Raw genomic sequence first — 23,740 nt, forward strand, 5'->3', positions numbered from 1 at the left:
CCGGCACCGCCCCGGCCTGCGGCGATCGGCCGGGGCCGGGGGCGGTCGCCCGCCGCCGAGCGGGAGGGGCGGAGCGGAGAGGGGCGCCGTCAGCGCCCGAGCAGCGTGGCGCCGGGGGCCGGGGACATGGCAGGGCGCGCCGTGCGGCAGGTGCCCGAGGCGAGCAGGGCGCCGGCGACCGCGTGGGCCGCCTCCTCGTCCTTGACGAGGAACGCCGTGGTGGGACCCGAGCCGGAGACCAGGCCCGCGAGCGCGCCCGCCGCCGTCCCCGCGGCCAGGGTGCCGGCCAGGGAAGGGCGCAGCGAGAGGGCCGCGGGCTGGAGGTCGTTGGCGAGGGCCCCCGCCAGCGCGCCGGCGTCACCGGTGCGCAGGGCGTCCAGCAGGGCCGGGGACGCGGCCGGCGCCGGGACGTCCGCTCCGGCGGTCAGCCGGTCGAACTCTGCGTACACCGCCGGTGTCGACAGCCCGCCGTCGGCGACCGCGAACACCCAGTGGAAGGTGCCGCCGACCTCCAGCGGGGTGAGCCGTTCGCCGCGTCCGGTGCCGAGCGCCGCCCCGCCCACGAGGGAGAACGGCACGTCGCTGCCGAGCTCGGCGCAGATCTCCAGCAGCTCCTCCCGGGAGGCGCCGGTGCGCCACAGCGCGTCGCAGGCGAGCAGCGCGCCCGCGCCGTCCGCGCTGCCGCCCGCCATACCGCCCGCCACGGGGATGTCCTTGGCGATGTGGATGTGGACGCCGGGCGCGACGCCGTGCCGCTCGGCGAGCCGGACGGCGGCACGCGCGGCGAGGTTGGTGGCGTCCAGCGGCACCTGGTCCGCGTCCGGCCCCGAGCAGGTGATCCGCAGGGTGTCGGCCGGGGTGACCGTGATCTCGTCGTACAGCGACACGGCGAGGAAGACGTTGGCCAGGTCGTGGAAGCCGTCGGGCCGGGCGGCGCCCACCGCGAGCCGGACGTTGACCTTGGCCGGGACCCGGACGGTGACGGCGGTGGTGCTCACGCCTTGGCCTCCGCGATGCGTGCGAACTCCTCCACGGTGAGCGACTCGCCCCGCGCCTGCGGCGAGACGCCGGCGGCGACCAGCGCCGCCTCGGCCGCGGCGGGCGAGCCCGCCCAGCCCGCGAGCGCGGCCCGCAGGGTCTTGCGGCGCTGCGCGAAGGCCGCGTCCACCACCGCGAAGACTTCCTTCCTGGACGCCGTGGTCGCCACCGGCTCGGCCCGGCGGACCAGGGACACCAGGCCCGAGTCGACGTTGGGCGCCGGCCAGAAGACGTTGCGCCCGATCGCGCCGGCCCGCTTGACCTCCGCGTACCAGTTGGCCTTGACCGACGGCACGCCGTACACCTTGCTGCCGGGGCCCGCGGCCAGCCGGTCGGCCACCTCGGCCTGGACCATGACCAAGGTGCGCTCGATGGTCGGGAAGCGCTCCAGCATGTGCAGCAGGACCGGTACGGCGACGTTGTACGGGAGGTTCGCCACCAGCGCGGTGGGCGGCGGGCCGGGCAGTTCCCGGACCAGCATCGCGTCGGAGTTGACCAGCGAGAAGCGCTCGGCGCGTCCGGGCAGACGGGCGGCGACGGTCGCGGGCAGGGCGGCGGCGAGGACCTCGTCGATCTCGACGGCGGTGACCCGGTCCGCCGCCTCCAGCAGTGCCAGGGTCAATGAGCCGAGGCCGGGCCCGACCTCCACCACCACGTCGTCCTCGCGCACCTGGGCCGTGCGGACGATCCGCCGGACGGTGTTGGCGTCGATGACGAAGTTCTGGCCGCGCTGCTTGGTGGGGCGTACGCCCAGCGCTGCGGCCAGTTCACGGATGTCGGCGGGGCCGAGGAGTGCGTCGGGCTCAGTGGTGCTCACCGATACAGCCTACGACCGCAGTGCGGCCAGGGACTCGACCCCCGCTGCACATAGAGCTTCTTCGCCCGGTATGTCTGTTCGTCGGCGGGTGCCTCCTGGGGCAGGCCACTGCCGCCCAGGGAGCGCCAGGTGCCGGCGTCGAACTGGTACAGCCCGCCGTAGGTGCCGGACGGGTCCACGGCGTCGGCCCGGCCGCCGGACTCGCACTGGGCGAGGGCGGACCAGTTCAGGTGGTCGGCGCCGTCCACGGAGGCGGGCCTGGGCCTGGTGCCGACCTTCACGAGCCGGTCGACCGGCTCCCTGACGACCTCGTCGGCGATCCTGCGGGGCCGCTGGGCGACTCCGTTGACGGTGCGCACGGAGTAGGTGATGCGGCGCACCCCGTGCCGTCCCTGCCGGGCGACGACCTCGGTGCCCCGGTAGAGGGCCGGGTCGTCGGTCCTGACCACCTGGTACGGGATGGCCTCCTCGCGCACCTCCTGGCCCCCGGTGATGCGCATCACGGTGATGGTCTGGCCGTCGCGCGGGAAACTGCCTGGCGGTACGGAGGTGGTGTCCTCCCCGCTGAGGGTGATGCCGGCCTGTTCGACCGCCTCCCGCACGGTGGCGGCGTTGGTGCGGATGGTGCGCTCCCGGCCGTCGGCCATGAAGGTCACGGCGCGTTCGGTGCGCACGTCCAGGACGAGGCCCCGGCGGGAGATCGGGGCGGAGCGGGCGACCGACAGGTAGGCGCCCTCGGCGCGTACGCCCAGGGCGCGCAGTGCCTCGCCCACGGTCCGGGCCGTGGTCCACACCTGGCGCCGCTGCCCGTCGAGGGTGAGCGCGACGGGGCGGCCGTAGCGGACGACGACCTCGTCACCGCTGCTGAGGGCGGCGGCGGGGGCGGGGGCCACCAGGTCGTGCGCGCCGACGGCGAGGCCCTCGTCGGCGAGGAGCTCGGCGACGTCGTCGGCGAAGGTGTGCATGGTGCGCGGCCGGCCCTCGACACTGAGCCGGACGGCCTTGTCGCTGGCGACGAACGCGCTGGTGCCGCCGGCCAGGAACACCACGACGAGCGCCTGCGGGACGAGCCGGCGCAGCCCGTCGGCCCCGGCCGGGACGGCGGCCCTGCGGCGCCGGCCCCGGGCGTCCCGGCGGGCCTGGGCCCGGCTGCCCCCGGGACCCACGACGACGGGTGCCCCGGCGGCCGTCCCGGCGGGCGCCGCGGGCTCGGCGCCGGGACTCTGGCGGGGCAGGAGCGGCTCGGCGGCCGTCCTGGCGGCGCGGCGCCCGCCACGTGCGGCCGCGGTGGCTCGGTGACTGCCCTGCGAGTTGCTCACGAGGCCGGGACACTAGCGGAGGGGCAGTCACTCTCCAAAGCGACTCGGCTACACAGAGTCATACCGTTATGGCGTCCGTCGGGCCCCGCGGAGGGCGCCGCCACCCCGGGTCAGTAGTCGAACGCCCTGGCCGTGTTGGCGGCGATGGCCGTCGACATGGCCTCCTCGTCGACGCCCCGCACCGCCGCCATGGCCCGCACCGTGATCGGCACCAGGTACGGGGCGTTGGGCCGTCCGCGGTACGGCACGGGCGTCAGGAACGGCGCGTCCGTCTCGACCAGGACCAGCTCCCGGGGGACGGCGGCGAGCGCGTCGCGCAGCGGCTGGGCGTTCTTGAAGGTCACGTTGCCGGCGAACGACATGAAGTACCCGGCCGCCGCGCAGATCCGGGCCATCTCGGCGTCGCCGGAGTAGCAGTGGAAGACCGTCCGCTCCGGGGCGCCCTCCTCGGCGAGGATCCGCAGGACGTCGGCGTGCGCCTCGCGGTCGTGGATGACCAGCGCCTTGCCGTGCCGCTTGGCGATCTCGATGTGGGCGCGGAAGGACCGCTCCTGCGCGGCGATGCCGTCCGGGCCGGTACGGAAGAAGTCCAGGCCGGTCTCGCCCACGGCCTTGACCTCCGGGAGCGCGGCGAGCCGGTCGATCTCGGCGAGGGCGTCGTCGAGTGCCGTGTCGCCACCGGCCTCGCGGGCGCCCTGGCGGGACCAGCCGTCGGGGTCCCCGAGCACGATGCGCGGGGCCTCGTTGGGGTGCAGGGCCACGGCGGCGTGCACCTGCGGGTACGCGGCGGCCGTCTCGGCGGCCCAGCGGGAGCCCTTGAGGTCGCAGCCCACCTGGACCACGGTGTCGACGCCGACGGCGGCGGCCCTGGCGAGGGCCTCGTCGACGGTGCCGGACTGCATGTCCAGGTGGGTGTGCGAATCGGCGACCGGCACCCCGAGGGGCTCGGGCAGCGGCGGCGGAGCGTCCTTGGAACTCATGCCCCGATCGTACGAGGCGGGCCGGAGGCGACGGGCCGCCACCGGACCGGGGCGGGCCGCCACCGGACCGGGGCCGGGCGGCGCCGAGGGATCCGACACGGGCCGTCGGCGGCCTGGCCGGGCGGCGCGGCGGGTTACTTGCGGTGCCAGTGGTGCAGCAGGTCCGACAGGTGCCAGTGGTGCGGCTCGCGTTCCGCCTGCCCGGCCCCGCCCCGGCCGCTCTTCGGCTCCTCCGCCCGCTGGCCGACCGGCCCGGCCGCCGAGATGGGCTCGGCCGCGTCCTTCTTGGCGACGGACGCCTGCGCCATCAGGTCCAGCACCGAGGAGACCCGCCCGGAGCGCATGATGCGCAGACGGTGCGACTCGCAGTTGGGGCAGGTGGGGGCGGAGAGCGGCGAGGGGACCCGGTGCCCGTCCGACCTGTAGACCACCAGCCGGCCGCCGTGCGCGTCCGTGTGGTGCTCGATGTCGTACTCCTGCTCCCAGCCGTAGCCGCACCTCATACAGGCGAAGGCGTAGGCCTCATGGACGACCGGAGTGCTTGCCATCTCGCTCATGCCAGCTCCTCTCCACTGAACCAGTGGACGCCTTCACGGCCTGGAGCGCATCAGCCCTGCCGAACAATGGACCGGTCTTGGGACTTCCCCTGCCGAGAGGCTCGCGGCGCGGTGTCGGCTCTGCCTCTCAGGTTAGCCCTTCCCCTCCGTGGCGTCCTTGCCTGCCGCGTTCTTCGCCGCCACGACCGCGTCGAAGACCTCCCGCTTCGGCAGCCCGGCCTCGGCGGCGACCGCGGCGATGGCCTCCTTGCGCCGCTCCCCCGCCTCCTCGCGCACCCGCACCCGGCGCACCAGCTCGGCGGGGTCCAGCTCGCCGGGGCCCGCCTCGGGGGCGCCCTCCACGACGACCGTGATCTCGCCCCGCACCCCCTCGGCCGCCCAGCGCGCCAGCTCGCCCAGGCCGCCGCGCTTGACCTCCTCGTAGGTCTTGGTCAGCTCCCGGCACACCGCCGCCCGCCGCTCCTCGCCGAAGACCTCGGCCATCGCGGCAAGGGTGTCGTCCAGCCGGTGCGGGGCCTCGAAGTAGACCAGGGTGCGCCGCTCGCCGGCGACCTCCCGCAGCCGTCCCAGCCGCTCGCCCGCCTTGCGCGGCAGGAAGCCCTCGAAGCAGAACCGGTCCACCGGCAGCCCGGACAGCGCCAGCGCGGTGAGCACCGCGGACGGGCCCGGGACGGCGGTGACCTTGATGTCCCGCTCGACGGCGGCGGCGACCAGCCGGTAGCCGGGGTCGGAGACGGACGGCATGCCCGCGTCGGTGACCAGCAGCACCCGCGCCCCGCCGGCCAGGGCCTCGACCAGTTCCGGCGTACGGGCCGACTCGTTGCCCTCGAAGTACGACACGACCCGCCCGGTGGTGTGCACACCGAGCGCCTGGGTCAGCCGGCGCAGCCGCCGGGTGTCCTCCGCGGCCACGATGTCGGCGGTCCCCAGCTCGGCGGCGAGCCGCGGCGGTGCGTCCGCGACGTCGCCGATCGGGGTCCCTGCGAGTACGAGCGTTCCGGTCACCGTTGCTGTCACGGGTGCCATCCTCGCAGCCCGGACGAGCGACGCGCACAGGCCCGTTCCCTACGATGGCGCGGTGACCAGTACTGCTCATAGGGCCCAGCGCGGCCAGGACGCCGGGAACGAACCGCCCTCGGGTGTGCCCGCGTGGCAGCGGCGCCTGCGCCGATTCGGCTACGCGCCACGGCCGGTGGCCGGGCTGCGCGAGCGGCTGGTGCCCCCGTACACCCGGCCCTCGGCACGGGTGTGGACCGTGCTCGGGGTCCCTCCGGCGGTCGCGGTGCGGCTGCTGCCGCTGCTGGCGTGGGGCGGCCCGCTGCTGGTGGCGCTCGTGGCGGGCGCGCTGCGGTTCTGGCACCTGGGCGAGCCGCGGGCGGTGATATTCGACGAGACGTACTACGCGAAGGACGCCTGGGCCCTGATCCACCAGGGCTACGAGGGCGCCTGGCCCAAGGACGTCGACAAGTCGATCCTGGCCGACCCGGGCTCGGTGCCGGTCCCGGCCGACCCCGGCTACGTGGTGCACCCGCCGGTCGGCAAGTGGGTGATCGGGCTCGGCGAATACCTGTTCGGCTTCGATCCGTTCGGCTGGCGCTTCATGGTCGCCGTCGCCGGCACGCTGTCGGTGCTGATGCTGTGCCGGATCGGCCGGCGGCTGTTCCGCTCGACGTTCCTGGGGTGCCTGGCGGGCGCGCTGCTGGCGGTGGACGGGCTGCACTTCGTGATGAGCCGCACCGCGCTGCTCGACCAGGTGCTGATGTTCTTCGTGCTGGGCGCCTTCGGCTGCCTGCTGATCGACCGCGACTGGGCGCGGCGCCGGCTGGCGGACGCCCTGCCGGTGGACGCGGACGGGGTGCTGCGGCCGGACGCCGAGGTCGCCGAAACCTTGCGCCTGGGGTGGCGGCCGTGGCGGCTGGCGGCGGGCGTGACGCTGGGCCTGGCGTTCGCCACCAAGTGGAACGGGCTGTACATCCTGGCGGCGTTCGGGGTGATGGCGGTGCTGTGGGACGTGGGCGCGCGCCGCACCGCCGGTGCCGGACGCCCGTACGCGGCCGTGCTGAGGCGCGACCTCCTGCCGGCCTTCGTCTCCACGGTGCCGGTGGCGCTGGTGACGTACACCGCGTCCTGGACCGGCTGGATCGTCACGGACAAGGGCTACTTCCGCAACTGGGCGCGGACGGACGGCAAGGACAGCGCCTGGTCGTGGCTCTTCCCCGACTGGCTGCGCAGCCTGTGGCACTACGAGAACCAGGTCTTCGAGTTCCACGTCAATCTCACGTCCGGCCATACGTACCAGTCCAACCCCTGGAGCTGGATCGTGCTGGGCCGGCCCGTCTCGTACTACTACGAGTCCCCGGCGCCGGGGAAGGCGGGCTGCCCGGCGGGCACGGCGGACAAGTGCGCGGCGGAGGTGCTGGCGATCGGGACGCCGCTGCTGTGGTGGGCGGCGTGCTTCGCGGTGCTGTACGTCCTGTGGCGCTGGCTGTTCCGGCGCGACTGGCGGGCCGGCGCGATCGCGTGCGCCGTCGCGGCCGGGTGGGTGCCCTGGTTCCACTACCAGGAGCGCACGATCTTCCTGTTCTACGCGGTGGTGTTCGTGCCGTTCCTGTGCCTGGCGGTGACGATGATGATCGGGGCGATGCTGGGCCCGTCCGGCCCGCACGAGGCGACCGAACGGCGCCGGACCGTCGGGGCGGTCGGCGCGGGGGTGCTGGTGCTGCTCATCGTCTGGAACTTCATCTACTTCTGGCCCCTGTACACCGGCCAGCCCATCCCCATGGAGGAGTGGCGCGACCGGATGTGGCTGGATACCTGGGTGTGATTCCGGCCGTCCTCCCGGCCCCGGTTCCGGTCCCGTAACGACCGCCGGCGCTGTCACTGCTGTCCCGTAGAGTGCCACGGGTTACTTGCATGGGCCATGTTCAGGCAAGCTCCTGGGGAGGGGACCGCACCATGCGCAGTGGAGCGAAGGTCGCCGTCGTCGGCGGTGTGTTCGCCGTCGTGGCCGGCGGCGTGGGGTACGGCGGGTACAACCTGTGGAACGGGGTGACGGGCGGGACCACGACCACCGCGTCCGCCGGCTCGCCGAAGAGGTCCGGGCCGGTGACACCGGACGAGGTCGCCCGGACGGCCGAGGAGTTCCTGGCGGCCTGGGCGAAGGGCGAGGCGGACGCGGCCGGGGCGCTCACCGACGACGCGGCCGGCGCCGCACCGGCCGTGCGGGACTTCCGCCGGGCGGCCCATGTCGCGAAGGCCAGGATCACGCCCGGCCCGGCGGCCGGCGCGCGGGTGCCGTTCACCGTCGACGCCACCGTGACGTACGGGGGGAAGTCCAAGCGCTGGACGTACGCCTCGGAGCTGACCGTGACCCGCGGGATCACCTCGGGCAGGCCGCTGGTGGCCTGGAAGTCGTCGGTGATCCACCCAGGGCTGCTGGACGAGGGGTCCGCCCTGCGTACCGGCGAGGCGGCCGCCGCCCCGGTCGCGGCGGTCGACCACCGGGGCGCCGAGCTGAGCCGGGAGAAGTACCCCTCGCTCGGGCCGGTGCTGGACCAGTTGCGTGAGAAGTACGGCGCCGAGGCGGGTGGCACTCCCGGCGTCGAGACCTGGATCGAGCCCGCCGGCGGGGCCCCCGCCAGGCGGACGCTGCTGACGCTGTCCAAGGGCGTCCCGGGCAAGCTGCGGACCACGCTGGACGCGCGGGTGCAGGCGGCGGCCGAGCGGGCGGTGAAGCGGCACGCCGAGTCCTCCGTGGTGGCGATCAGACCGAGCACGGGTGAGATACGGGCGGTCGCCAACAACCGCGCGGACGGCTTCAACGCCGCCTTCGAGGGCAAGCAGGCCCCCGGCTCGACGATGAAGATCGTCACCGCGGCGATGCTGCTGGAGAAGGGCCTGGTGGCGGCCGACCGCAAGGCCGAGTGCCCGCGCGAGGCGATGCGCGAGGGCCGTACCTTCCACAACCTGGACCACTTCTCCATCGCCGACGGCACCTTCGCGCAGAGCTTCGCGCGCTCCTGCAACACCGCCTTCGTCAAGCTGAGCGACGACGCGGGCGACGAGGCGCTGGCCGCGGAGGCGCGCGAGGTCTTCGGCATCGGCCTGGACTGGCGCGCCGGTGTGCGGACCGTGGACGGTTCCGTGCCACCGGCGACGGGCGGGGAGGCCGCCGCCCAGTACATCGGGCAGGGCACCGTGCAGATGAACGCGCTCAACGTCGCCTCCATCACCGCCACCGCGAAGCACGGCCACTTCAAACAGCCGGTGATCGTGGACCCCGGACTGGACGGCCGGCGCACGGCGAGCGCCGCCCGGGGCCTGGCGGGCTCCGCCGCCCGGCAGTTGCGGGACATGATGCGGATCACGGCGACGAGCGGGACCGGCGCGAGCGCGATGGCCGGGGTGGGGGGCGACAAGGGCGCCAAGACCGGCTCGGCCGAGGTGGACGGCCAGTCCGCCTCGAACAGCTGGTTCGCCGGCTTCGCCGACGACCTGGCGGCCGCGGCGGTGGTGGAGTCGGGCGGCCACGGCGGTGACGCGGCGGGCCCGGTGGTGGCGGCCGTGCTGAACGCCCGCTGACCACCGGCCCGATGACCCGTACACCTGCCGGCAGCGCGCGGCCCATGGCCGATTCCCCGGCCCGTGACCGCGGCGGGGCGGCGTGACGCCCCTGGTGGCGGCGGCGGTGCTGGCCGCCGCGGTGACACACGCCAGTTGGAACGCCATCGCGCACCACATCGAGGACCAGCTGCTGTCCTTCACCCTGATATCCGGCGGCGGGGCGCTGATCGGCGCGGTGACGGCGTGCTTCGCACCGCTGCCGGCCGCCGCGGCGTGGCCGTACCTGCTGTCCTCGGCCGTGCTGCACGTGGGGTACATGGCCCTGCTGATGCGCTCGTTCACGCTCGGCGACTTCGGGCAGATGTACCCGATCGCGCGGGGCACGGCGCCCCTGGTGGTGACCGCGCTGGCGGCGCTCCTCGTCCACGAGGTGCCCGGTGGCCCGCAGCTCGCGGGCGTCGCGGTGGCCTGTGCGGGCCTGGTGGGGCTGGCCCTGTGGGGGGTACGGGGCCCGGCGGGCCGCCCGCGGTGGCCGGCGCTGCTGGCGGCACTGGCGACGGGCCTGGCGATCGCCGGGTACACGGTGGTGGACGGGGTCGGCGTACGGGCCTCGGGCACCCCGCTCGGCTACATCGCCTGGCTGATGGTCCTGGAGGGGCCGGCCATCCCCGCCTGCGCCCTGTACCGCCGCCGGGGGGCGCTGGCCGCCCAGCTTCGCCCGTACGCCGTCCGGGGACTGCTGGGCGCGGCCCTGTCGGTGGCGGCGTACGGGCTGGTGCTGTGGGCCCAGACGCGCGCCCCACTGGCCCCGGTGGCGGCGCTGCGCGAGTCGTCCGTCGTCGTGGGCGCGGCGATCGGGGCGCTGTTCTTCAAGGAACGCTTCGGCGGCCCCCGCGTCGCGGCGGCCGGACTGATGGTGGTGGGCATCGGGCTGATGCTCCACCCCGGCTAGCGCGGGCCGCCCGGCCGGGCCCGGGCCGGTCCGGGAGCTCGGGCCGTCCAGGAGCTCGGGCCGTCCAGGAGCTCGGGCCGTCCGAGAGCTCCGGCCGTCCGGGGACTGGGCCGAATGCCACATCCGAGCTGAACGCGGCGGTCCGGGGTAGAGGAACCCTGCCCATACGGTCCCGACGGAGAGTGAGCCGACCATGACGGACGACGCCTACCTGTTCCTCGCGGACGCCTCGTCCGCGTCCCTGGGCACCGCACTGCCCGCCGTGGGCGCCCTGGAGTGCCTGGAGACGTCCGCCGTGCGGGCGTGGCTGGACGCCCAGGGAGTCCCGCCCGACTCGCAGCGCCTGCGGGTGGTGCCGCCGGAGGAGTCCGGCTTCATCCCGCAGGGCACCGAGCGCCTTCCGGTTCCGCTGAGCGAGGAGGAGCTGGAGCGGGTCCGCCAGGCCGGCGCGCCGCGCGAACGGGCCCGGGTGGAGGCGGAACTACTGGCCTTCCGGGACACCGCCGAGGGCCGGGACGAACTGCTGCGCCGGGCGGTGGGGGCCGGTGTCCCGGCCCACCGCATCGTGGAGCTCACCGGCGTCGACCCGGCCACGCTGTCGGCGGCGGCCGGCCACTGAGGCCCACCCCGGGGAGCGCCGCCCGCCCGGGCTGCGGCTGCCGGACCCGGTGGGCACCGCGCCCGCCGGTGCCGCGGCGGAGTGCCACAGCGGCCCCTCGCCGGGCCCGCCACGGCCGGGGCAGGGTGGGGCCGGGTCGCAATGGAGTCCGGCTCGGAGATCGGCCGGAGATCGGCCGGAGACCGGCGGGAGAACGGCCGAGAAACGATTTCCCGGCCGGAGTGATCATGCGAAGCTGCTCCCGGCCCCTCTGTGGGCCTCCTCCGCCCCGGCCGGGTTCCTTGCTGGGTGCACAGGCCGGGGCGGGGTGCCACCAGTGATCCACCAGGAATCCACCCGGCCAGCAGGGGTCAGAGCAGGCCCAGCTCCTGGGCGCGCAGCACCGTGCTGAGGCGGTCGACGGTGTCGAGTTTGCGGTAGAGGTTCTGCAGGTGCTTGTGCACCGTCCGTACCGACACGCCCAGGCGGCGGGCCATGCCGGTGGCGGGCAGGCCCTCGGCGAGGGTCAGCAGGACGGCCGTCTCGCGCGGGGTGAGCCCGCAGCTCGCGGACCGGGCCACCCGGTCCTGGGCCCTGGCCGCGCGGGCGCCCCGCTGCCGGCGGGCGAGCAGGTCGTACTGGGCGGCGGCGGCGGCCAGGAGGGGTTGGACGCGGGTGGCGTAGAGCCGGTCCGCGTCCCCGAAGTCCTCCCCGGCGCGGTGGACGACGAAGCCGCGGACCGTGCCCCCGGCGTCGGGCAGCGGGACGGCGAGCACATGGCGGGTGCCGAAGCTCTCCCGCATGGCGCTCGCCACCTCGCTGTGCCGCCACGCCCGTGCACCGGCCAGTTGCGCCGCCGTGCGGGGAAGGCGGTCGGCGCCGGCGCGGTAGTGGGCCGCGAACGGGTAACCGGCCCGGATGTGGCGGGCGGTCCAGTCCTCCGGTACGGCGGGCCGCGCCGCGTCCGGGTGCCAGACGCCGACCAGCCCGCTGGCCGGGGTCCACTCCATGTCCTTGGTGACGACCACGGTGCCGCGCAGGGCCCGCAACAGCTCCTGGGCGATCAACTGCCACACCTGGTCCGGCTGCCGGGTCTCCAGGACACCGACGGCCAGGTCCAGCATCCGCTCGTAGTCGTCCCCTCGCAGGTACGGCACAGCCCCCTCCGCGAATCCATACGCACTTCTCCCCATGGAAGCACCCGTAGCGCGCTGCCATCGTGAACAGCACCGGGATCCCCACCCGCCGACGTCTCTCCGCCGAGGCGGAGGCAGAGCGCGCCCCGTACGGCCGGGCCGGCCGTACGGGGCGCGCCGGCGCGCCCGCCGGCCGCACCAACGGGCCCCGCCGGCCGCTCACCGGGCTACTCGATGGACGTGCGCACCGCCCGGATCAGCGCCTGCGCCCTGGGGTCGGCCGTGACGCCCTTGCGCATGCCGTTGGTGACGTAGCCCAGCGCGATGCCCGACTCGGGGTCCGCCAGGCCCAGTGACCCGCCGCGGCCGGGGTGGCCGAAGGAGCCGCGCCCGAGCAGAGGGGCTGCCGGGCCGTGCAGCATGTAGCCGAGGCCGAAGCGGGTGCCGACCACCAGGACCCGGTCGGGGCCGACGGACTCCTCGGTGCGGGCCATGGCCAGGGTCGCCGGGGCGAACAGGCGGTGGCCGTCGACGGGGCCGATGGTCGCGGCGTAGAAGCGGGCCAGCGCCCGGGCGGTGGAGACACCGGCCGACGCGGGGAGCTCGGCGGCGCGGTAGGCGGGGTCGTTCTCGTCCGGTGCCGGGTCGATCGCGCCGAACGCGCGGCGGGTGAGCGAACCGGGGTCGGCGTAGGCGTCGGCGACCGAGCGCTTGGGGCGCAGTTTCAGGCCGCCCCCGTCCGCCGTGGCCGGCTCCTCGACCGGTCCGACCCGGCCGGCCCGGTGGGCCTCGTCGGCGGGCAGGCCGATCCACAGGTCGAGGCCGAGCGGCCGGGCGATCTCCTCGGCGACCCAGCGGCCCAGGGTGCGGCCGGTGACCCGCTGGACCAGGGCGCTCAGCAGCCAGCCGTAGGTCTGGGCGTGGTAGCCGTGGTCGGTGCCCGGTTCCCACACCGGGGCCTGGGCGGCGACGGCGGCGGAGGCGGTGTCCAGGTCGGCGGCCTCGGCGAGGGTGAGCGGGCGGTCCAGGACGGGCACGCCGGCGCGGTGCGTCAGCAGGTGGCGCACCAGCGCCCGTTCCTTGCCGGCCGTCTTGAACTCCGGCCAGTAGGTGCCGACCGGCGCGTCCAGGTCGAGCTGCCCGCGCTGGTGCAGCAGCAGGGGTACGGCGGCGGCCACGCCCTTGGTGGCCGAGCGGACTATCTGGGTGGTGTCCACGGCCCACGGGGCCGTACCGTCGACGTCGCGCGTGCCCGCCCACAGGTCGACGACCTTGCGGCCGTCCCGGTAGACGGCGACCGCCGCGCCCCGCTCGCCGCGCTGCTCGAAGTTGCGTACGAAGGCGTCCCTGACCGGCTCGAAACCCGCCTGCACTGTGCCCTGGACGTCCACGTCCCACGCTCCCTCACACGATCGACCGGGACCGGCCGGTCCGGTCTCACCCCATGGTGCAACGTGTCAGCGCGAGGCCGGATTCCGGGTGGCCCCGGCGGCCGGGTCGAAGCCGAAGGGAAGTTCCAGCCGGTGCCGGCGCATCAGCTCCTCGTCGGCCAGCAGCTCGCGGGTCGGGCCGTCGGCCGCGATGACGCCCTCGCTGAGCACCACCGCGCGGGGGCACAGCTCCAGGGCGTACGGCAGGTCGTGGGTGACCATCAGGACGGTGACGTCCAAGGACCGCAGGATGTCGGCCAGTTCGCGGCGGGAGGCCGGGTCGAGGTTGGACGACGGCTCGTCCAGGACGAGGATCTCCGGCTCCATCGCGAGGACGGTGGCGACGGCGACCCGGCGCCGCTGGCCGAAGGACAGGTGGTGCGGGGGCCGGTCGGCGTACTCGGCCATGCCGACCCGGGACAGCGCCTTGCGCACGACCGCCTCCAGTTCGGGGCCGCGCAGCCCGGCCGCCGCCGGGCCGAAGGCGACGTCCTCGCGGACGGTCGGCATGAAGAGCTGGTCGTCCGGGTCCTGGAAGACGATGCCCACGCGGCGCCGGATCTCCGCCAGGTTGGCCTTGGCGACCGGCAGTCCGGCGACCGTCACCGTCCCGGCGCCGCCGGTGAGGATGCCGTTGAGGTGGAGTACGAGGGTGGTCTTGCCGGCCCCGTTGGGGCCGAGCAGCGCCACCCGCTCGCCGCGCTCGACGGCCAGGTCGACACCGAAGAGGGCCTGGTGGCCGTCGGGGTAGGCGTACGCGAGACCGCGCACCTCCAGCGACGGGACGGGATCGAGGTTCACAGGGTCCATCCCAGCAGGCAGACGAGGAGGGCGGTGAGGGGGAGGGCCGCCGCCGAGGACCACTGGGCCCGGGAGGCGGTCACCTCGTCGATGACGGGCATGGCGCCGGCGTACCCCCGGCTGACCATCGCCAGGTGGACGCGTTCGCCGCGTTCGTAGGAGCGGATGAACAGCGCGCCGGCCGACTTGGCGAGCACGCCCCAGTGGCGTACGCCGCGCGCCTCGAAGCCGCGCGAGCGGCGGGCGACGGACATCCGCCGCATCTCGTCCGTGATCAGATCGCCGTACCGGATCATGAACGAGGCGATCTGCACCAGCAGGGGCGGCAGCCGCAGCCGCTGGAGCCCGAGCAGCAGGGCGCGCAGTTCGGTGGTGGCGGCCAGCAGGACGGACGCGGCGACGCCGAGGGTGCCCTTGGCGAGCACGTTCCACGCGTCCCACAGGCCGGGTACGGAGACGGAGACGCCCAGCAGGGCCGTCTGTTCGCCGGGCACCACGAACGGCATGAGGAACGCGAAGGCGACGAACGGGACCTCGATCACCAGCCGCCGCAGCAGGAACCCGGGGGCGACGCGGGCCACCGCCGCGACCGCGCAGAGCAGCGCGGCGTGCAGCGCGAAGGCCCAGACCGCCTCGCGCGGTGTGGAGACCACGACCACGACGAAGCAGAGGACGGCGGCCAGCTTGCAGTGCGGCGGCAGCCGGTGGACGGGCGAGTTTCCGTGCCGGTAGAGCCGGTGGGCGTGCCCGGCTCCCATGTCAGACGGTTTCCTTCGCGGATTCCGTCTCCGTTTCCCCACGGCGTCGGCGCACCGCCCAGAAGACCCCCGTGCCGACCGCGACGGTGGCGCCGACGCCGATGGTGCCCGCCAGCCCCCCGGACAGGCGGGCGTCCGTGATGCCGGTGACGCCGTAGTCGGCCAGCGGTGAACCGGCTGCGGCGTGCTCCTCGGCCTTCTTGTCGATGCCCTGGTCGGCGGCGACCTTCTCCAACCCGTCGGGGCTGGCGGAGGCGTAGTAGGAGACGAGTCCGGCCAGTACCAGGGCCGCGCCCAGCCCGGTGAACCACAGCTTCCGCAGGGACCGGGCGGCGGCCGGGCGGGCGGGCGCCGGAGCCGCGTCGACCAGCCGGCCGCCGACGCGCAGCTTGAGCGGCGCCGTCAGGCCGCGGGCCCCGTGCACCAGGTCGGGGCGGACCGCGATGACGGCGCCGACCGTCGCGCTGGTGATCACGGCCTCGCCGACGCCGATCAGCACATGGACCCCGACCATGGCGGTGAGCACCTTGGGCAGGGGTACGTCCGTGGTGCCGCCGACGGCGTAGATCAGGGTGAACGCCGCGGCGGCGGCCGGCACCGACACCAGCGCGGCCGTGAAGGAGGCGACGGTCACCGAGCGGCGGGTGCGCGGCAGGACCTTGACCAGGCCGCGGAAGAGGCCGTACGCCACCAGGACGGTGACCACCCCCATGGCGAGGATGTTCACCCCCAGGGCGGTGAGCCCGCCGTCCGCGAAGAGCACGCCCTGCATGAGCAGCACCACCGCGATGCACAGCACGCCCGTGTACGGCCCGACGAGGATCGCCGCCAGCGCCCCGCCGAGCAGGTGACCGCTGGTACCGGCGGCGACCGGGAAGTTCAGCATCTGCACGGCGAAGATGAACGCGGCCACCAGCCCGGCGAGCGGTGCCGTCCGCTCTCCGCCGTGGCCTCCGGCGGTGGGGCCGCCCCCGAGCTCCCGGCGGGCGCCGCGCAGGGCGACGGCGACGGACCCGGCGGCGAGGAGCCCGGCGGCCGCGGAGACGGGCGCGTTGATGAATCCGTCGGGGACATGCATGACGAGGACCGCTTTCGGACAGGCGGAAAGGGAGCCGGGGGGCGGCTTCGATGATGAGTCCTCTTGCGAAGGACTTGCAAGAGCGCGCGGGTCACAAAAGACACCGGGGCGTGCGCCAGGAATGAATGAGACATTAGAGACAGATGCCGCACATGTGAGGAGTCGGCCGATGACCGCCGCCGCTGAGAGCCCCCGGGTGGAAACCCGCGCCAAGGGTCTGATCGTTTCCGATGGCCCGCTCTCCCGCCCCGTGCCCGTCGCCCTGCGCTACGACCCCGACGCCGGGCCCGACACGGTACGGCTGGTCTTCCCCGGCGGCACCGAGTGGTCCTTCCCGCGCGAGCTGCTGGAGGCCGGTCTGCGCGCCCCGGTCCGGCACGGCGACATCGGGGTCTGGCCGTGCGGGAGGGTGCAGACGGTGGTGGAGCTGCACGTGCCCGACGGGGTGGCGATGGTGCAGTTCGACTCCCCGGTCCTGCTGCGCTTCCTGCGGCGCACCCACACGGCGTCCCGCCCGGTGACCCACTGACCGCCCGGCGCGGGACGGCGCCGGAGCGCCCGGCCGAGTTGCCGGGTGCCCCGGGCGCGGAAAGCATTGCTCCGTGAGCAGCGACAGCGCCTACCTCCGGTACCCCCACCTCCACCAGGACCTGCTGTGCTTCGCGACCGAGGACGACCTGTGGCTCGCCCCGCTCGCCCCCTCGGACACCTCACCCGGCCGGGCCTGGCGGCTGACCGCCGACCGGACCAGGGTCGGCCACCCCCGCTTCTCGCCGGACGGACGGCACATCGCGTTCACGAGCTGGCGCAGCCTGGACCCGGAGATCCACCTGGCGCCCGTCGACGGCGGCCCCGCGCGCCGGCTCAGCCACTGGGGGTCGCTGGACACCCGGGTGTGCGGCTGGACACCGGACGGCGACATCCTGGCCGTCTCCTCGCACGGCCAGCCGTTCTCGCACTTCTCCTGGGCCTACAGCCTGCCCACCGACGGTTCGCCCGGCCGGCGGCTGCCCTGGGGGCCGGCCGCCGACATCGCCGTGGCCGACGTCGACGGGCAGCGGCGGACACTGCTGCTGACCGGCAAGCCGCCGCACGAGCCGGCCGCCTGGAAGCGCTACCGGGGCGGGGCGACCGGACGCCTGTGGCTGCACGGCGAGCGGCTGCTGCCCCGGATCGCCGGGCACCTGGACTGCGCGATGTTCGTGGACGGCAGGATCGCGTTCCTCTCCGACCACGAGGGCGTCGGCAATCTCTACTCCTGCCTGCCGGACGGCACCGGCCTGCTGCGGCACACCGACCACGACGCGTTCTACGCCCGGCACGCCTCGTCCGACGGGCGGCGCGTGGTCTACCAGTGCGCCGGTGACCTGTGGATCGTGGACGCGCTGACGCCCGACTCGGTGCCGCGCCGGCTGGCGGTGCGGCTCGGCGGGCCGCGCTCGGGACGGCGCGCGTACCAGGTGCCGGCCACCGGTCACCTGGACGCGGTCTCGGTGGACGAGACGGGCCGGGCGAGCGCGGTGTCGGTGCGCGGCAGCCTGTACTGGCTCACGCACCGCGACGGACCGGCCCGGACCATCGCGGACACCCCGGGTGTGCGGGTGCGCCTGCCCGAGACGCTGGGCGGCGGCGGCCGGATCGCGTACATCACCGACGCCGAGGGCGAGGACGCGGTCGAGATCGCCCACCTGCCCCGGGCCAGCGGCGACCGGGAGCCGCGGCGGCTGGCGGCCGGGGCGCTCGGCCATGTCACGGAAATGGTGTCCGACCCCGACGGGGACCGGCTCGCCATCGCCTCGCACGACGGGCGGCTGCTGCTCCTGGACGTCTCCGAGGAGTCCACCGCCGAGGTCACCGAGCTGGTGCGGTCCGTCAACGGGCCGGTCCGCGACCTCGCGTTCTCCCCGGACGGCGCGTGGCTGACCTGGTCGCACCCGTTCGTCGGCCGCTCGCTGCGGCAGATCAGAATGGCGCGGATCAAGGACGGGACGGTGATCGACGTCACCAACGGCCGCTTCGAGGACGAGAGCCCGGTCTTCACCCGGGACGGCCGCTACCTCGCCTTCCTGTCGTGGCGGGGCTTCGACCCGGTCTACGACGTGCACACCGGCGACCTGTCCTTCCCGCTGGGCTGCCGCCCCTACCTCGTGCCGCTCGCCTCGACCACGCCCTCGCCGTTCGCCCTGTCGCCGGAGGGCCGTCCGGCGGCGGGCGGGCTGGACCCGGCGGACGACGAGCCGGGCGCCGGTGACCGGCCGGTCGTGGTGGAGGCCGAGGGGCTGGAGAGCCGGGTGACCCCCTTCCCGGTCGCCGCCTCCAAGTACTCCTCGCTGCACCCGGTGAGCGGCGGGGGCCTGGTCTGGCTGCGCTGGCCGATCTCCGGGGCGCTGGGCGAGACCTTCGCCAACCCGGCGGACACCTCCGGGCGGCCCACCCTGGAACACTTCAGCCTGGCCAGGGCCAGGAGGACCGAACTGGTCGACCACCTGGACTGGTTCGCGGTCAGCGGTGACGGCACCCGGCTGGTGGTGGTGGACGAGGGCGAGCTGCGGGCGGTCCCGGCCATCGAGACGGGGGACAGCGACACCACGGTCTACCTGGACCCGCGCCGCATCCTGCACGAGGTGGACCCGGGCGCGGAGTGGCGCCAGGCATACGAGGAGGCGGGCCGGATCGTCCGCGCCCACTTCTGGGAGCCGGAGATGAGCGGCATCGACTGGCGGGCGGTGCTCGACCAGTACCGCCCGCTGGTCGAACGGGTGGCCTCGCCCGACGAGTTCGCCGACCTGCTGCGCGAGGTCCTCGGCGAACTGGGCACCTCGCACGCCTACGTGACGGCCGCCCGGCGCAACGAGGGCCCGCCGCACTACCAGCGCCCCCAGGGCCTGCTCGGCGCCAACTTCGTGTGCCGGGACGGGCGCTGGGTGGTCGCGCGGATCCTGCCGGGCGAGTCGTCCGACTCCAAGGCCCGCTCACCGCTGGCCGGTACGGGCATCCGGGAGGGCGCGGCCCTCACCCACGTCGACGGCCGGCCGGTGGACCCGGTGGCGGGCCCCATGCCGCTGCTGTCGGCGGCCGGGGGCACCACGGTCGAGCTCACCTTCGCGCCCGCCGACGGTGAGGGCCGCCCGCGCCGGGTCGCGGTGGTGCCGCTGGTCGACGAACGGCCGCTGCGCTACCAGGACTGGGTCGCCAAACGGCGTCAGGTGGTCCGGGAGCTGAGCGGCGGCACGTGCGGTTACCTGCACATCCCCGACATGGGCGGTTCGGGCTGGGCGCAGTTCAACCGGGACCTGCGCCTCGAGGTGTCGCGCCCGGCGCTGATCGTGGATGTGCGGGGCAACGCGGGCGGCCACATCAGCGAGCTGGTGGTGGAGACGCTCACCCGCCGGATCCTGGGCTGGGACCTCACGCGGGGCGCCCAGCCCGTCTCGTACGCCGCGAACGCGCCGCGCGGCCCGGTCGTCGCGCTGGCCGACGAGGCCACCTCCTCGGACGGGGACATGATCACGGCGGCGTTCCGGCTGCTGGGCCTGGGCCCGGTGGTGGGGCAGCGCACCTGGGGCGGGGTGGTCGGCATGACCGGCCGCCACCGGCTGGGCGACGGCACGGTGATCACGGTGCCGATGAACGCGGCGTGGTTCGACGCGTACGGCTGGACGGTCGAGAACCACGGGGTGGAGCCGGACATCGAGGTGCTGCGCACCCCGCTGGACTGGGCCGAGGGCCGCCACCGGCAGCTCTCGGACGCGGTGGAGGTGGCCCTGGACCTGCTGGCCACCCACCCCGTCTCCCGGCCCCCGGACTACTCCCGGACCCCGGACCTGCGCCGCCCGCCCCTCCCCCCGCGGCCGGCCCCCTGACACGGGCCGGCCGCGGGGGCGCCGGTGGGGCGGCGCCCCGGAGCCGGCCGCGCGGCCCCGCCCCAGGGCCGCGCGGGAGTCCCGCGAACCGGCTCGGCGAGGCCGCCGGTCCGGCGGCCCCCACCCGCCGGACCGGCCACGGCACAGCGCGCCCGACCGGCCACGGCACAGCGCGCAGGGCGCACCCGGCGTCCCGGGTGCGCCCTGCGGCGGGCGGACCTGCCCGCGTACCGTCAGACGTCGTAGTCGCGGTCCACACGCTCCTGGACCGGCCGGGTGCCCTGGCCCGTCTCCTGGCGGCGGTCGCGCCGCTCGCCCTTCTGCGTGCGCTCCTGGGCCTCGCGCTTGGCGTCCTGCGCCCGCTGCTTGGCCTGGTTCTTCAGCTCCTGCGACTTGTCCTTGAACTGGTCCGAAATGCCCATCGAGGTTCACTCCTACAGGGAGGTGGTGGGGGATGCGGGGGCCATCGACCCCCGGCCTCGACCAGCCTGGCACGGCCCGACACACCGCGCATTTCGATCATTCGGTGACCGTTCAGGCACGCTCCGTGCGCGCCTGCTCGTCCGCCGCTCCCCCCGCGCCGACCAGCCCCTTGCCGACCCCCGCGAGCCGTGGTTCGAACCGGCGCATCTCCCGCCGCCCCACGGTGGCGATGAGCCCGGGCAGGTGGCCGCGCACCGCCTGCATGCCCCGCAGCCACCACTGCGCGTACACATGCGCCGAGCGGCGCTCGACACCGGCGACGATCCGGTCCACCGCCGGGCCCAGCGGGTAGGTGCGGTTCGACGGCCACGGCAGCCGCTGCCGCAACTCGCGCATCACGGCGTCCTGGTCGGCACCCCGCACCATGTCGGTGTCGGTCCACGACAGATAGCCGACGCCGACCCGCACTCCCCGGTGGGCGACCTCCGAGCGCAGGCTGTGCGCGAAGGCCTCCACGCCGGACTTGGACGCGCAGTACGCCGTCATCATGGGCGCCGGGGTGATGGCCGCGAGCGAGGCGATCTGGAGGAAGTAGCCCCGGCTCTCCAGCAGTACGGGCAGGAACGCCCGCGCCGTCACGGCGCCGCCGATCAGGTTGACCTCGATCACCCGCCGCCACGCCACCGGGTCGGAGTCCACGAACGGCCCGCCGGCCGCGACGCCCGCGTTGGCGACGACGATGTCCACCTTGCCGAAGCGGTCCTTGACCTCGCCGGCGACCCGGGCCATCGCCTCGTGGTCGGTGACGTCCGCGTACCACCAGTCGCTCTCGCAGTGCAGCCGCGCCGAGACCCGCTTCAGCTCGTCGGGCTCCAGCCCCACCAGCGCGACCTTGGCGCCGCGCGCGGAGAGCTTGCGCGCCAGCAGCTCCCCCACACCCCGCGCCCCGCCCGTGACGACGGCGACCTGTCCCTCCAGGCTGACCCTGCTCATACCACTTCCTCCTGATCGGGGGTGCGGACGTACGCGGCCACCAGCGCCCGGATCCGGGCCGTCACCGCCTCCGGCGCCTCGACGGGCGTCATGTGACCGATCCCGGGCAGCTCCTCGACTCCCAGGCACCCGGGCAGCGCCGCCGCCAGCGCGCGGGCGTGCACCGGCGGGGTGAGCCGGTCGGCGGAGCCGACCAGGACGGCCGTCGGCACGGTCAACTCCGCCAGGCCCGGCTCCAGATCGAGCTCGGCGAGCACCCGCGACCAGGCGACCCGCACCGCGCGCGGACAGGCGTGGACGATCCGGGCGCACTCGGCGACCCGTTCGGGCGCCGTCCCCGGGCCCATCGTCCCGTACTTGAGGACCGCCCTGGAGAGCGCCGTGACCGGCCCGAGCGGTGCCCGCGCCCCCAGCACCAGCCGGGTCAGGAGGGTACGCGCGCGCCCGGCCCGCACCGGCAGCAGCAGCGACTCGGCGACCAGCCGGGACGCGCCCGTGCTGCACAGCAGTACCGCCGCCGCGTGCTCCCGAACCGCCGGGCGGGGGCCCGCCGCCATGAGCGTCATACCGCCCATGGAGTGCCCCACGAGGACCGCCTTCTCGCCCGCCTCCAGGGTGGCCCCCAGCACCGCTTCGAGGTCGTCGGCGAGGGCGTCGGTCGAGTAGCCGGACGGCCCGGCGGCCGGGCTGCGCCCGTGGCCGCGCTGGTCGTAGACCACCACGCGGTGGTCGGCGGACAGGTCACGGACCTGGGCCGCCCAGAACTCGGTGGAGCACGTCCAGCCGTGCGCCAGCACCACGGCCGGCGCGTTCCCTGGGCCGTGCACCTCGACGTGCAGGGACGAACCGTCGGCCGAGGTCACCCGCAGCGGGCCGCGCGCGGGGGCGGCCGGGCTCATCGGACGGTCTCCTTCTCGCGCACCCGCAGTACCTCGTACTCCCCGAGGTCGACGCTCCGCGTCGCCCGCCGGAACTCGGCGGTGGTGCCCGGCCACAGCGTGGTGTTGCGGCCGTTGGCGTCCAGGTACCAGCTCTCGCAGCCGCCCGCCTGCCACACGGTGCGCTCCATCCGCGCCTGCACCCGCCGGTTCCAGGCCCCCACCGCCGACGCCCGGGGGGTGAGCGCCGCCCGGCCGCCCAGGGAGTCCAGCCGCCGCAGGTAGTCGGCCAGGTAGTTGAGCTGCGACTCGATCATCAGGATCATGGAGGAGTTCCCGAGCCCGGTGTTGGGGCCGATGATCGTCATCCAGTTGGGGAAACCGGCGGCGGTGGCGCCGCGCAGCGACTGCATGCCGTCCTTCCACGCCTCGGCGAGCGTGATGCCGTCCGCGCCCACCACGCGGTCGGCGATCGGCATGTCCGTCACGTGGAAGCCCGTACCGAAGATGACGGCGTCGACCTCGGCCTCGCCCCCTTCCCCGGGGCCCCCGGCCGCGACGGCCCTGGTGCCGTCCAGCCGTGTGAGTCCGGCGGCGATGACGTCCACATTGGGGCGGGCGAGGGCCGGGTAGTAGTCGCTGGAGAGCAGGATGCGCTTGCAGCCGATCCGGTACGAGGGGGTCAGCTTCGCCCGCAGCTCCGGGTCCTTGACGGCCCGGGCCATGTTGGCCTTGGCGATCGACTCCACCAGGCGCAGCTCGTCGGGGCGCTTGGTGAAGGCGCTGACCTGCAACTCCCTGATGCCCCAGAGCAGTCCGCGCCGCGCGGTGCCGGTGAAGGGCAACTGCCGGTGCAGCCAGCGCTCGACGCCGGTGATGGCCCGGTCCATGCGCGGCATGACCCAGGGCGGGGTGCGCTGGAAGAGCGTCAACCGGGCCACCCGCGGCTGGATGGCCGGCACGATCTGGATCGCCGAGGCGCCCGTGCCGACCATCGCCACGCGCTTGCCGGCCAGGTCGTAGTCGTGGTCCCAGCGGGCGGAGTGGAAGACCTTGCCGCCGCGCTCCTGGAACTCCGCCAGGCCGGGGACGTCGGGGATCTTCGGGTCGGACAGCGGTCCGGTGGCGGAGATGACGACGTCGGCGGTGAACCGGCCGCGCGAGGTCTCGATCTCCCAGCGCAGTTCGTCGTTGTCCCAGCGCGCCGCCAGCACCTCGCGCCCCAGCCGCAGGTGCGGGCGGAGTCCGAAGGTGTCGGTCACCCGCTCCAGGTAGGCGCGGATGTGCCGCTGCCCGGAGAAGGTGCGCGGCCAGTCGGGGTTGGGGCAGAACGAGAACGAGTAGAGGTGCGAGGGCACGTCGCAGGCGCAACCGGGGTAGCTGTTGTCCCGCCAGGTGCCGCCGACCAAATCCGCCCGCTCCAGGACGACGAAGTCGGTGACGCCCTCGCGGCGCAGCCGGACGGCGGCCCCGAGGCCGCCGAAACCGGATCCGATCACCGCCACCCGTACCCGCTCGTGTTCGTGCTGGCTCATGCCGCCTCCCAAGACTCTGCC

Annotated in this window: 21 protein-coding genes; 6 read left to right on the top strand and 15 right to left on the bottom strand. The window is 74.9% G+C overall.

Translation table 11 applies throughout. The features are described from left to right. Positions 1-89 precede the first annotated feature (89 nt). From AB0H53_RS12445 to rsmI, 6 genes are all read right to left on the bottom strand, one after another. Positions 90-998 (bottom strand): 4-(cytidine 5'-diphospho)-2-C-methyl-D-erythritol kinase, encoded by a 909-nt coding sequence (locus AB0H53_RS12445; protein WP_362110500.1) that lies wholly within the window; start codon positions 996-998, stop codon positions 90-92. Further along, a complete protein-coding gene (gene rsmA / locus AB0H53_RS12450; RefSeq protein WP_362110503.1) occupies positions 995-1,855 on the bottom strand; it encodes a 16S rRNA (adenine(1518)-N(6)/adenine(1519)-N(6))-dimethyltransferase RsmA in 861 nt (286 codons plus the stop codon). The genes AB0H53_RS12445 and rsmA overlap by 4 nt, the downstream gene beginning before the upstream one ends. After that, entirely contained in the window at positions 1,852-3,174 is a 1,323-nt protein-coding gene (locus AB0H53_RS12455) for a ubiquitin-like domain-containing protein (RefSeq protein WP_362110506.1), read from the bottom strand. The genes rsmA and AB0H53_RS12455 overlap by 4 nt, the downstream gene beginning before the upstream one ends. A 110-nt stretch (positions 3,175-3,284) precedes the next feature. Continuing rightward, the gene (locus tag AB0H53_RS12460) at positions 3,285-4,154 is read right to left on the bottom strand and encodes a TatD family hydrolase (protein WP_362110509.1); all 870 of its coding nucleotides are present in this window, start codon (positions 4,152-4,154) and stop codon (positions 3,285-3,287) included. 134 nt (positions 4,155-4,288) lie between these two features. After that, positions 4,289-4,711: a hypothetical protein gene (locus AB0H53_RS12465; RefSeq protein WP_362110512.1), complete on the bottom strand. Its 423-nt coding sequence runs from the start codon at positions 4,709-4,711 to the stop codon at positions 4,289-4,291. 132 nt (positions 4,712-4,843) lie between these two features. Further along, positions 4,844-5,716, bottom strand: a complete 873-nt coding sequence (rsmI, locus tag AB0H53_RS12470) for a 16S rRNA (cytidine(1402)-2'-O)-methyltransferase (protein ID WP_362110667.1) — start codon at positions 5,714-5,716, stop codon at positions 4,844-4,846. Positions 5,717-5,789: 73 nt separating this feature from the next. On the opposite strand from rsmI, the gene AB0H53_RS12475 reads away from it, so the two are divergent. From AB0H53_RS12475 to AB0H53_RS12490, 4 genes are all read left to right on the top strand, one after another. Continuing rightward, a complete protein-coding gene (locus AB0H53_RS12475) occupies positions 5,790-7,535 on the top strand; it encodes a phospholipid carrier-dependent glycosyltransferase (RefSeq protein ID WP_362110515.1) in 1,746 nt (581 codons plus the stop codon). Positions 7,536-7,666: 131 nt separating this feature from the next. Beyond that, positions 7,667-9,292 carry a penicillin-binding transpeptidase domain-containing protein gene (locus tag AB0H53_RS12480; RefSeq protein ID WP_362110518.1) on the top strand — a complete coding sequence of 542 codons (1,626 nt, stop codon included), beginning with the start codon at positions 7,667-7,669 and terminating at the stop codon, positions 9,290-9,292. Positions 9,293-9,374: 82 nt separating this feature from the next. Further along, positions 9,375-10,226 carry a DMT family transporter gene (locus AB0H53_RS12485; protein WP_362110521.1) on the top strand — a complete coding sequence of 284 codons (852 nt, stop codon included), beginning with the start codon at positions 9,375-9,377 and terminating at the stop codon, positions 10,224-10,226. 193 nt (positions 10,227-10,419) lie between these two features. Beyond that, positions 10,420-10,845, top strand: a complete 426-nt coding sequence (locus tag AB0H53_RS12490; RefSeq protein WP_362110524.1) for a DUF6003 family protein — start codon at positions 10,420-10,422, stop codon at positions 10,843-10,845. Positions 10,846-11,195: 350 nt separating this feature from the next. Here the strand turns inward: AB0H53_RS12490 and AB0H53_RS12495 are convergent, their stop codons facing one another. The 5 genes from AB0H53_RS12495 to AB0H53_RS12515 form a co-directional block, all read right to left on the bottom strand. Continuing rightward, a complete protein-coding gene (locus AB0H53_RS12495) occupies positions 11,196-11,981 on the bottom strand; it encodes a LuxR C-terminal-related transcriptional regulator (protein WP_362110527.1) in 786 nt (261 codons plus the stop codon). A gap of 206 nt (positions 11,982-12,187) precedes the next feature. Beyond that, positions 12,188-13,351, bottom strand: coding sequence for a serine hydrolase domain-containing protein (locus tag AB0H53_RS12500; protein WP_362110530.1), 1,164 nt, complete (start codon positions 13,349-13,351; stop codon positions 12,188-12,190). Between the two features lie 66 nt (positions 13,352-13,417). Continuing rightward, positions 13,418-14,200, bottom strand: a complete 783-nt coding sequence (locus AB0H53_RS12505; RefSeq protein ID WP_362110533.1) for an ABC transporter ATP-binding protein — start codon at positions 14,198-14,200, stop codon at positions 13,418-13,420. Continuing rightward, the gene (gene cbiQ / locus AB0H53_RS12510; RefSeq protein ID WP_362110536.1) at positions 14,188-14,949 is read right to left on the bottom strand and encodes a cobalt ECF transporter T component CbiQ; all 762 of its coding nucleotides are present in this window, start codon (positions 14,947-14,949) and stop codon (positions 14,188-14,190) included. Before cbiQ ends, AB0H53_RS12505 begins: the two co-directional genes overlap by 13 nt. A 1-nt stretch (position 14,950) precedes the next feature. Next, positions 14,951-16,027, bottom strand: a complete 1,077-nt coding sequence (locus AB0H53_RS12515) for an energy-coupling factor ABC transporter permease (protein ID WP_362110539.1) — start codon at positions 16,025-16,027, stop codon at positions 14,951-14,953. 169 nt (positions 16,028-16,196) lie between these two features. Between AB0H53_RS12515 and AB0H53_RS12520 the strand changes: the two genes are divergently transcribed. Together AB0H53_RS12520 and AB0H53_RS12525 are read left to right on the top strand one after the other, a co-directional pair. Next, positions 16,197-16,556, top strand: coding sequence for an SsgA family sporulation/cell division regulator (locus tag AB0H53_RS12520; protein WP_362110542.1), 360 nt, complete (start codon positions 16,197-16,199; stop codon positions 16,554-16,556). Between the two features lie 73 nt (positions 16,557-16,629). Next, positions 16,630-19,890: a S41 family peptidase gene (locus AB0H53_RS12525; RefSeq protein ID WP_362110545.1), complete on the top strand. Its 3,261-nt coding sequence runs from the start codon at positions 16,630-16,632 to the stop codon at positions 19,888-19,890. A 233-nt stretch (positions 19,891-20,123) separates the two neighbouring features. Here the strand turns inward: AB0H53_RS12525 and AB0H53_RS12530 are convergent, their stop codons facing one another. From AB0H53_RS12530 to AB0H53_RS12545, 4 genes are all read right to left on the bottom strand, one after another. Further along, on the bottom strand, positions 20,124-20,312 hold the full coding sequence (locus AB0H53_RS12530; protein ID WP_362110548.1) for a hypothetical protein: 189 nt from the start codon (positions 20,310-20,312) through the stop codon (positions 20,124-20,126). A gap of 112 nt (positions 20,313-20,424) precedes the next feature. Beyond that, the gene (locus AB0H53_RS12535) at positions 20,425-21,306 is read right to left on the bottom strand and encodes an SDR family oxidoreductase (protein ID WP_362110551.1); all 882 of its coding nucleotides are present in this window, start codon (positions 21,304-21,306) and stop codon (positions 20,425-20,427) included. Continuing rightward, the gene (locus AB0H53_RS12540) at positions 21,303-22,205 is read right to left on the bottom strand and encodes an alpha/beta hydrolase (protein ID WP_362110554.1); all 903 of its coding nucleotides are present in this window, start codon (positions 22,203-22,205) and stop codon (positions 21,303-21,305) included. The genes AB0H53_RS12535 and AB0H53_RS12540 overlap by 4 nt, the downstream gene beginning before the upstream one ends. Continuing rightward, positions 22,202-23,719 (bottom strand): NAD(P)/FAD-dependent oxidoreductase, encoded by a 1,518-nt coding sequence (locus AB0H53_RS12545; protein ID WP_362110557.1) that lies wholly within the window; start codon positions 23,717-23,719, stop codon positions 22,202-22,204. The genes AB0H53_RS12540 and AB0H53_RS12545 overlap by 4 nt, the downstream gene beginning before the upstream one ends. Between the last annotated feature and the right edge of the window lie 21 nt (positions 23,720-23,740).

Source organism: Streptomyces sp. NPDC050856, assembly GCF_040653855.1.
Taxonomy (GTDB): domain Bacteria; phylum Actinomycetota; class Actinomycetes; order Streptomycetales; family Streptomycetaceae; genus Streptomyces.

Excerpts from the sequence above, each read along its gene's own strand:
- AB0H53_RS12530 (WP_362110548.1), bottom strand. The coding sequence starts at position 20,312 with ATGGGCATTTCGGACCAGTTCAAGGACAAGTCGCAGGAGCTGAAGAAC.
- AB0H53_RS12540 (WP_362110554.1), bottom strand. The coding sequence starts at position 22,205 with ATGAGCCCGGCCGCCCCCGCGCGCGGCCCGCTGCGGGTGACCTCGGCC.
- cbiQ (WP_362110536.1), bottom strand. The coding sequence starts at position 14,949 with ATGGGAGCCGGGCACGCCCACCGGCTCTACCGGCACGGAAACTCGCCC.
- AB0H53_RS12460 (WP_362110509.1), bottom strand. The coding sequence starts at position 4,154 with ATGAGTTCCAAGGACGCTCCGCCGCCGCTGCCCGAGCCCCTCGGGGTG.
- AB0H53_RS12490 (WP_362110524.1), top strand. The coding sequence starts at position 10,420 with ATGACGGACGACGCCTACCTGTTCCTCGCGGACGCCTCGTCCGCGTCC.
- AB0H53_RS12505 (WP_362110533.1), bottom strand. The coding sequence starts at position 14,200 with ATGGACCCTGTGAACCTCGATCCCGTCCCGTCGCTGGAGGTGCGCGGT.
- AB0H53_RS12520 (WP_362110542.1), top strand. The coding sequence starts at position 16,197 with ATGACCGCCGCCGCTGAGAGCCCCCGGGTGGAAACCCGCGCCAAGGGT.
- AB0H53_RS12480 (WP_362110518.1), top strand. The coding sequence starts at position 7,667 with ATGCGCAGTGGAGCGAAGGTCGCCGTCGTCGGCGGTGTGTTCGCCGTC.
- AB0H53_RS12465 (WP_362110512.1), bottom strand. The coding sequence starts at position 4,711 with ATGAGCGAGATGGCAAGCACTCCGGTCGTCCATGAGGCCTACGCCTTC.
- AB0H53_RS12535 (WP_362110551.1), bottom strand. The coding sequence starts at position 21,306 with ATGAGCAGGGTCAGCCTGGAGGGACAGGTCGCCGTCGTCACGGGCGGG.
- AB0H53_RS12515 (WP_362110539.1), bottom strand. The coding sequence starts at position 16,027 with ATGCATGTCCCCGACGGATTCATCAACGCGCCCGTCTCCGCGGCCGCC.
- AB0H53_RS12545 (WP_362110557.1), bottom strand. The coding sequence starts at position 23,719 with ATGAGCCAGCACGAACACGAGCGGGTACGGGTGGCGGTGATCGGATCC.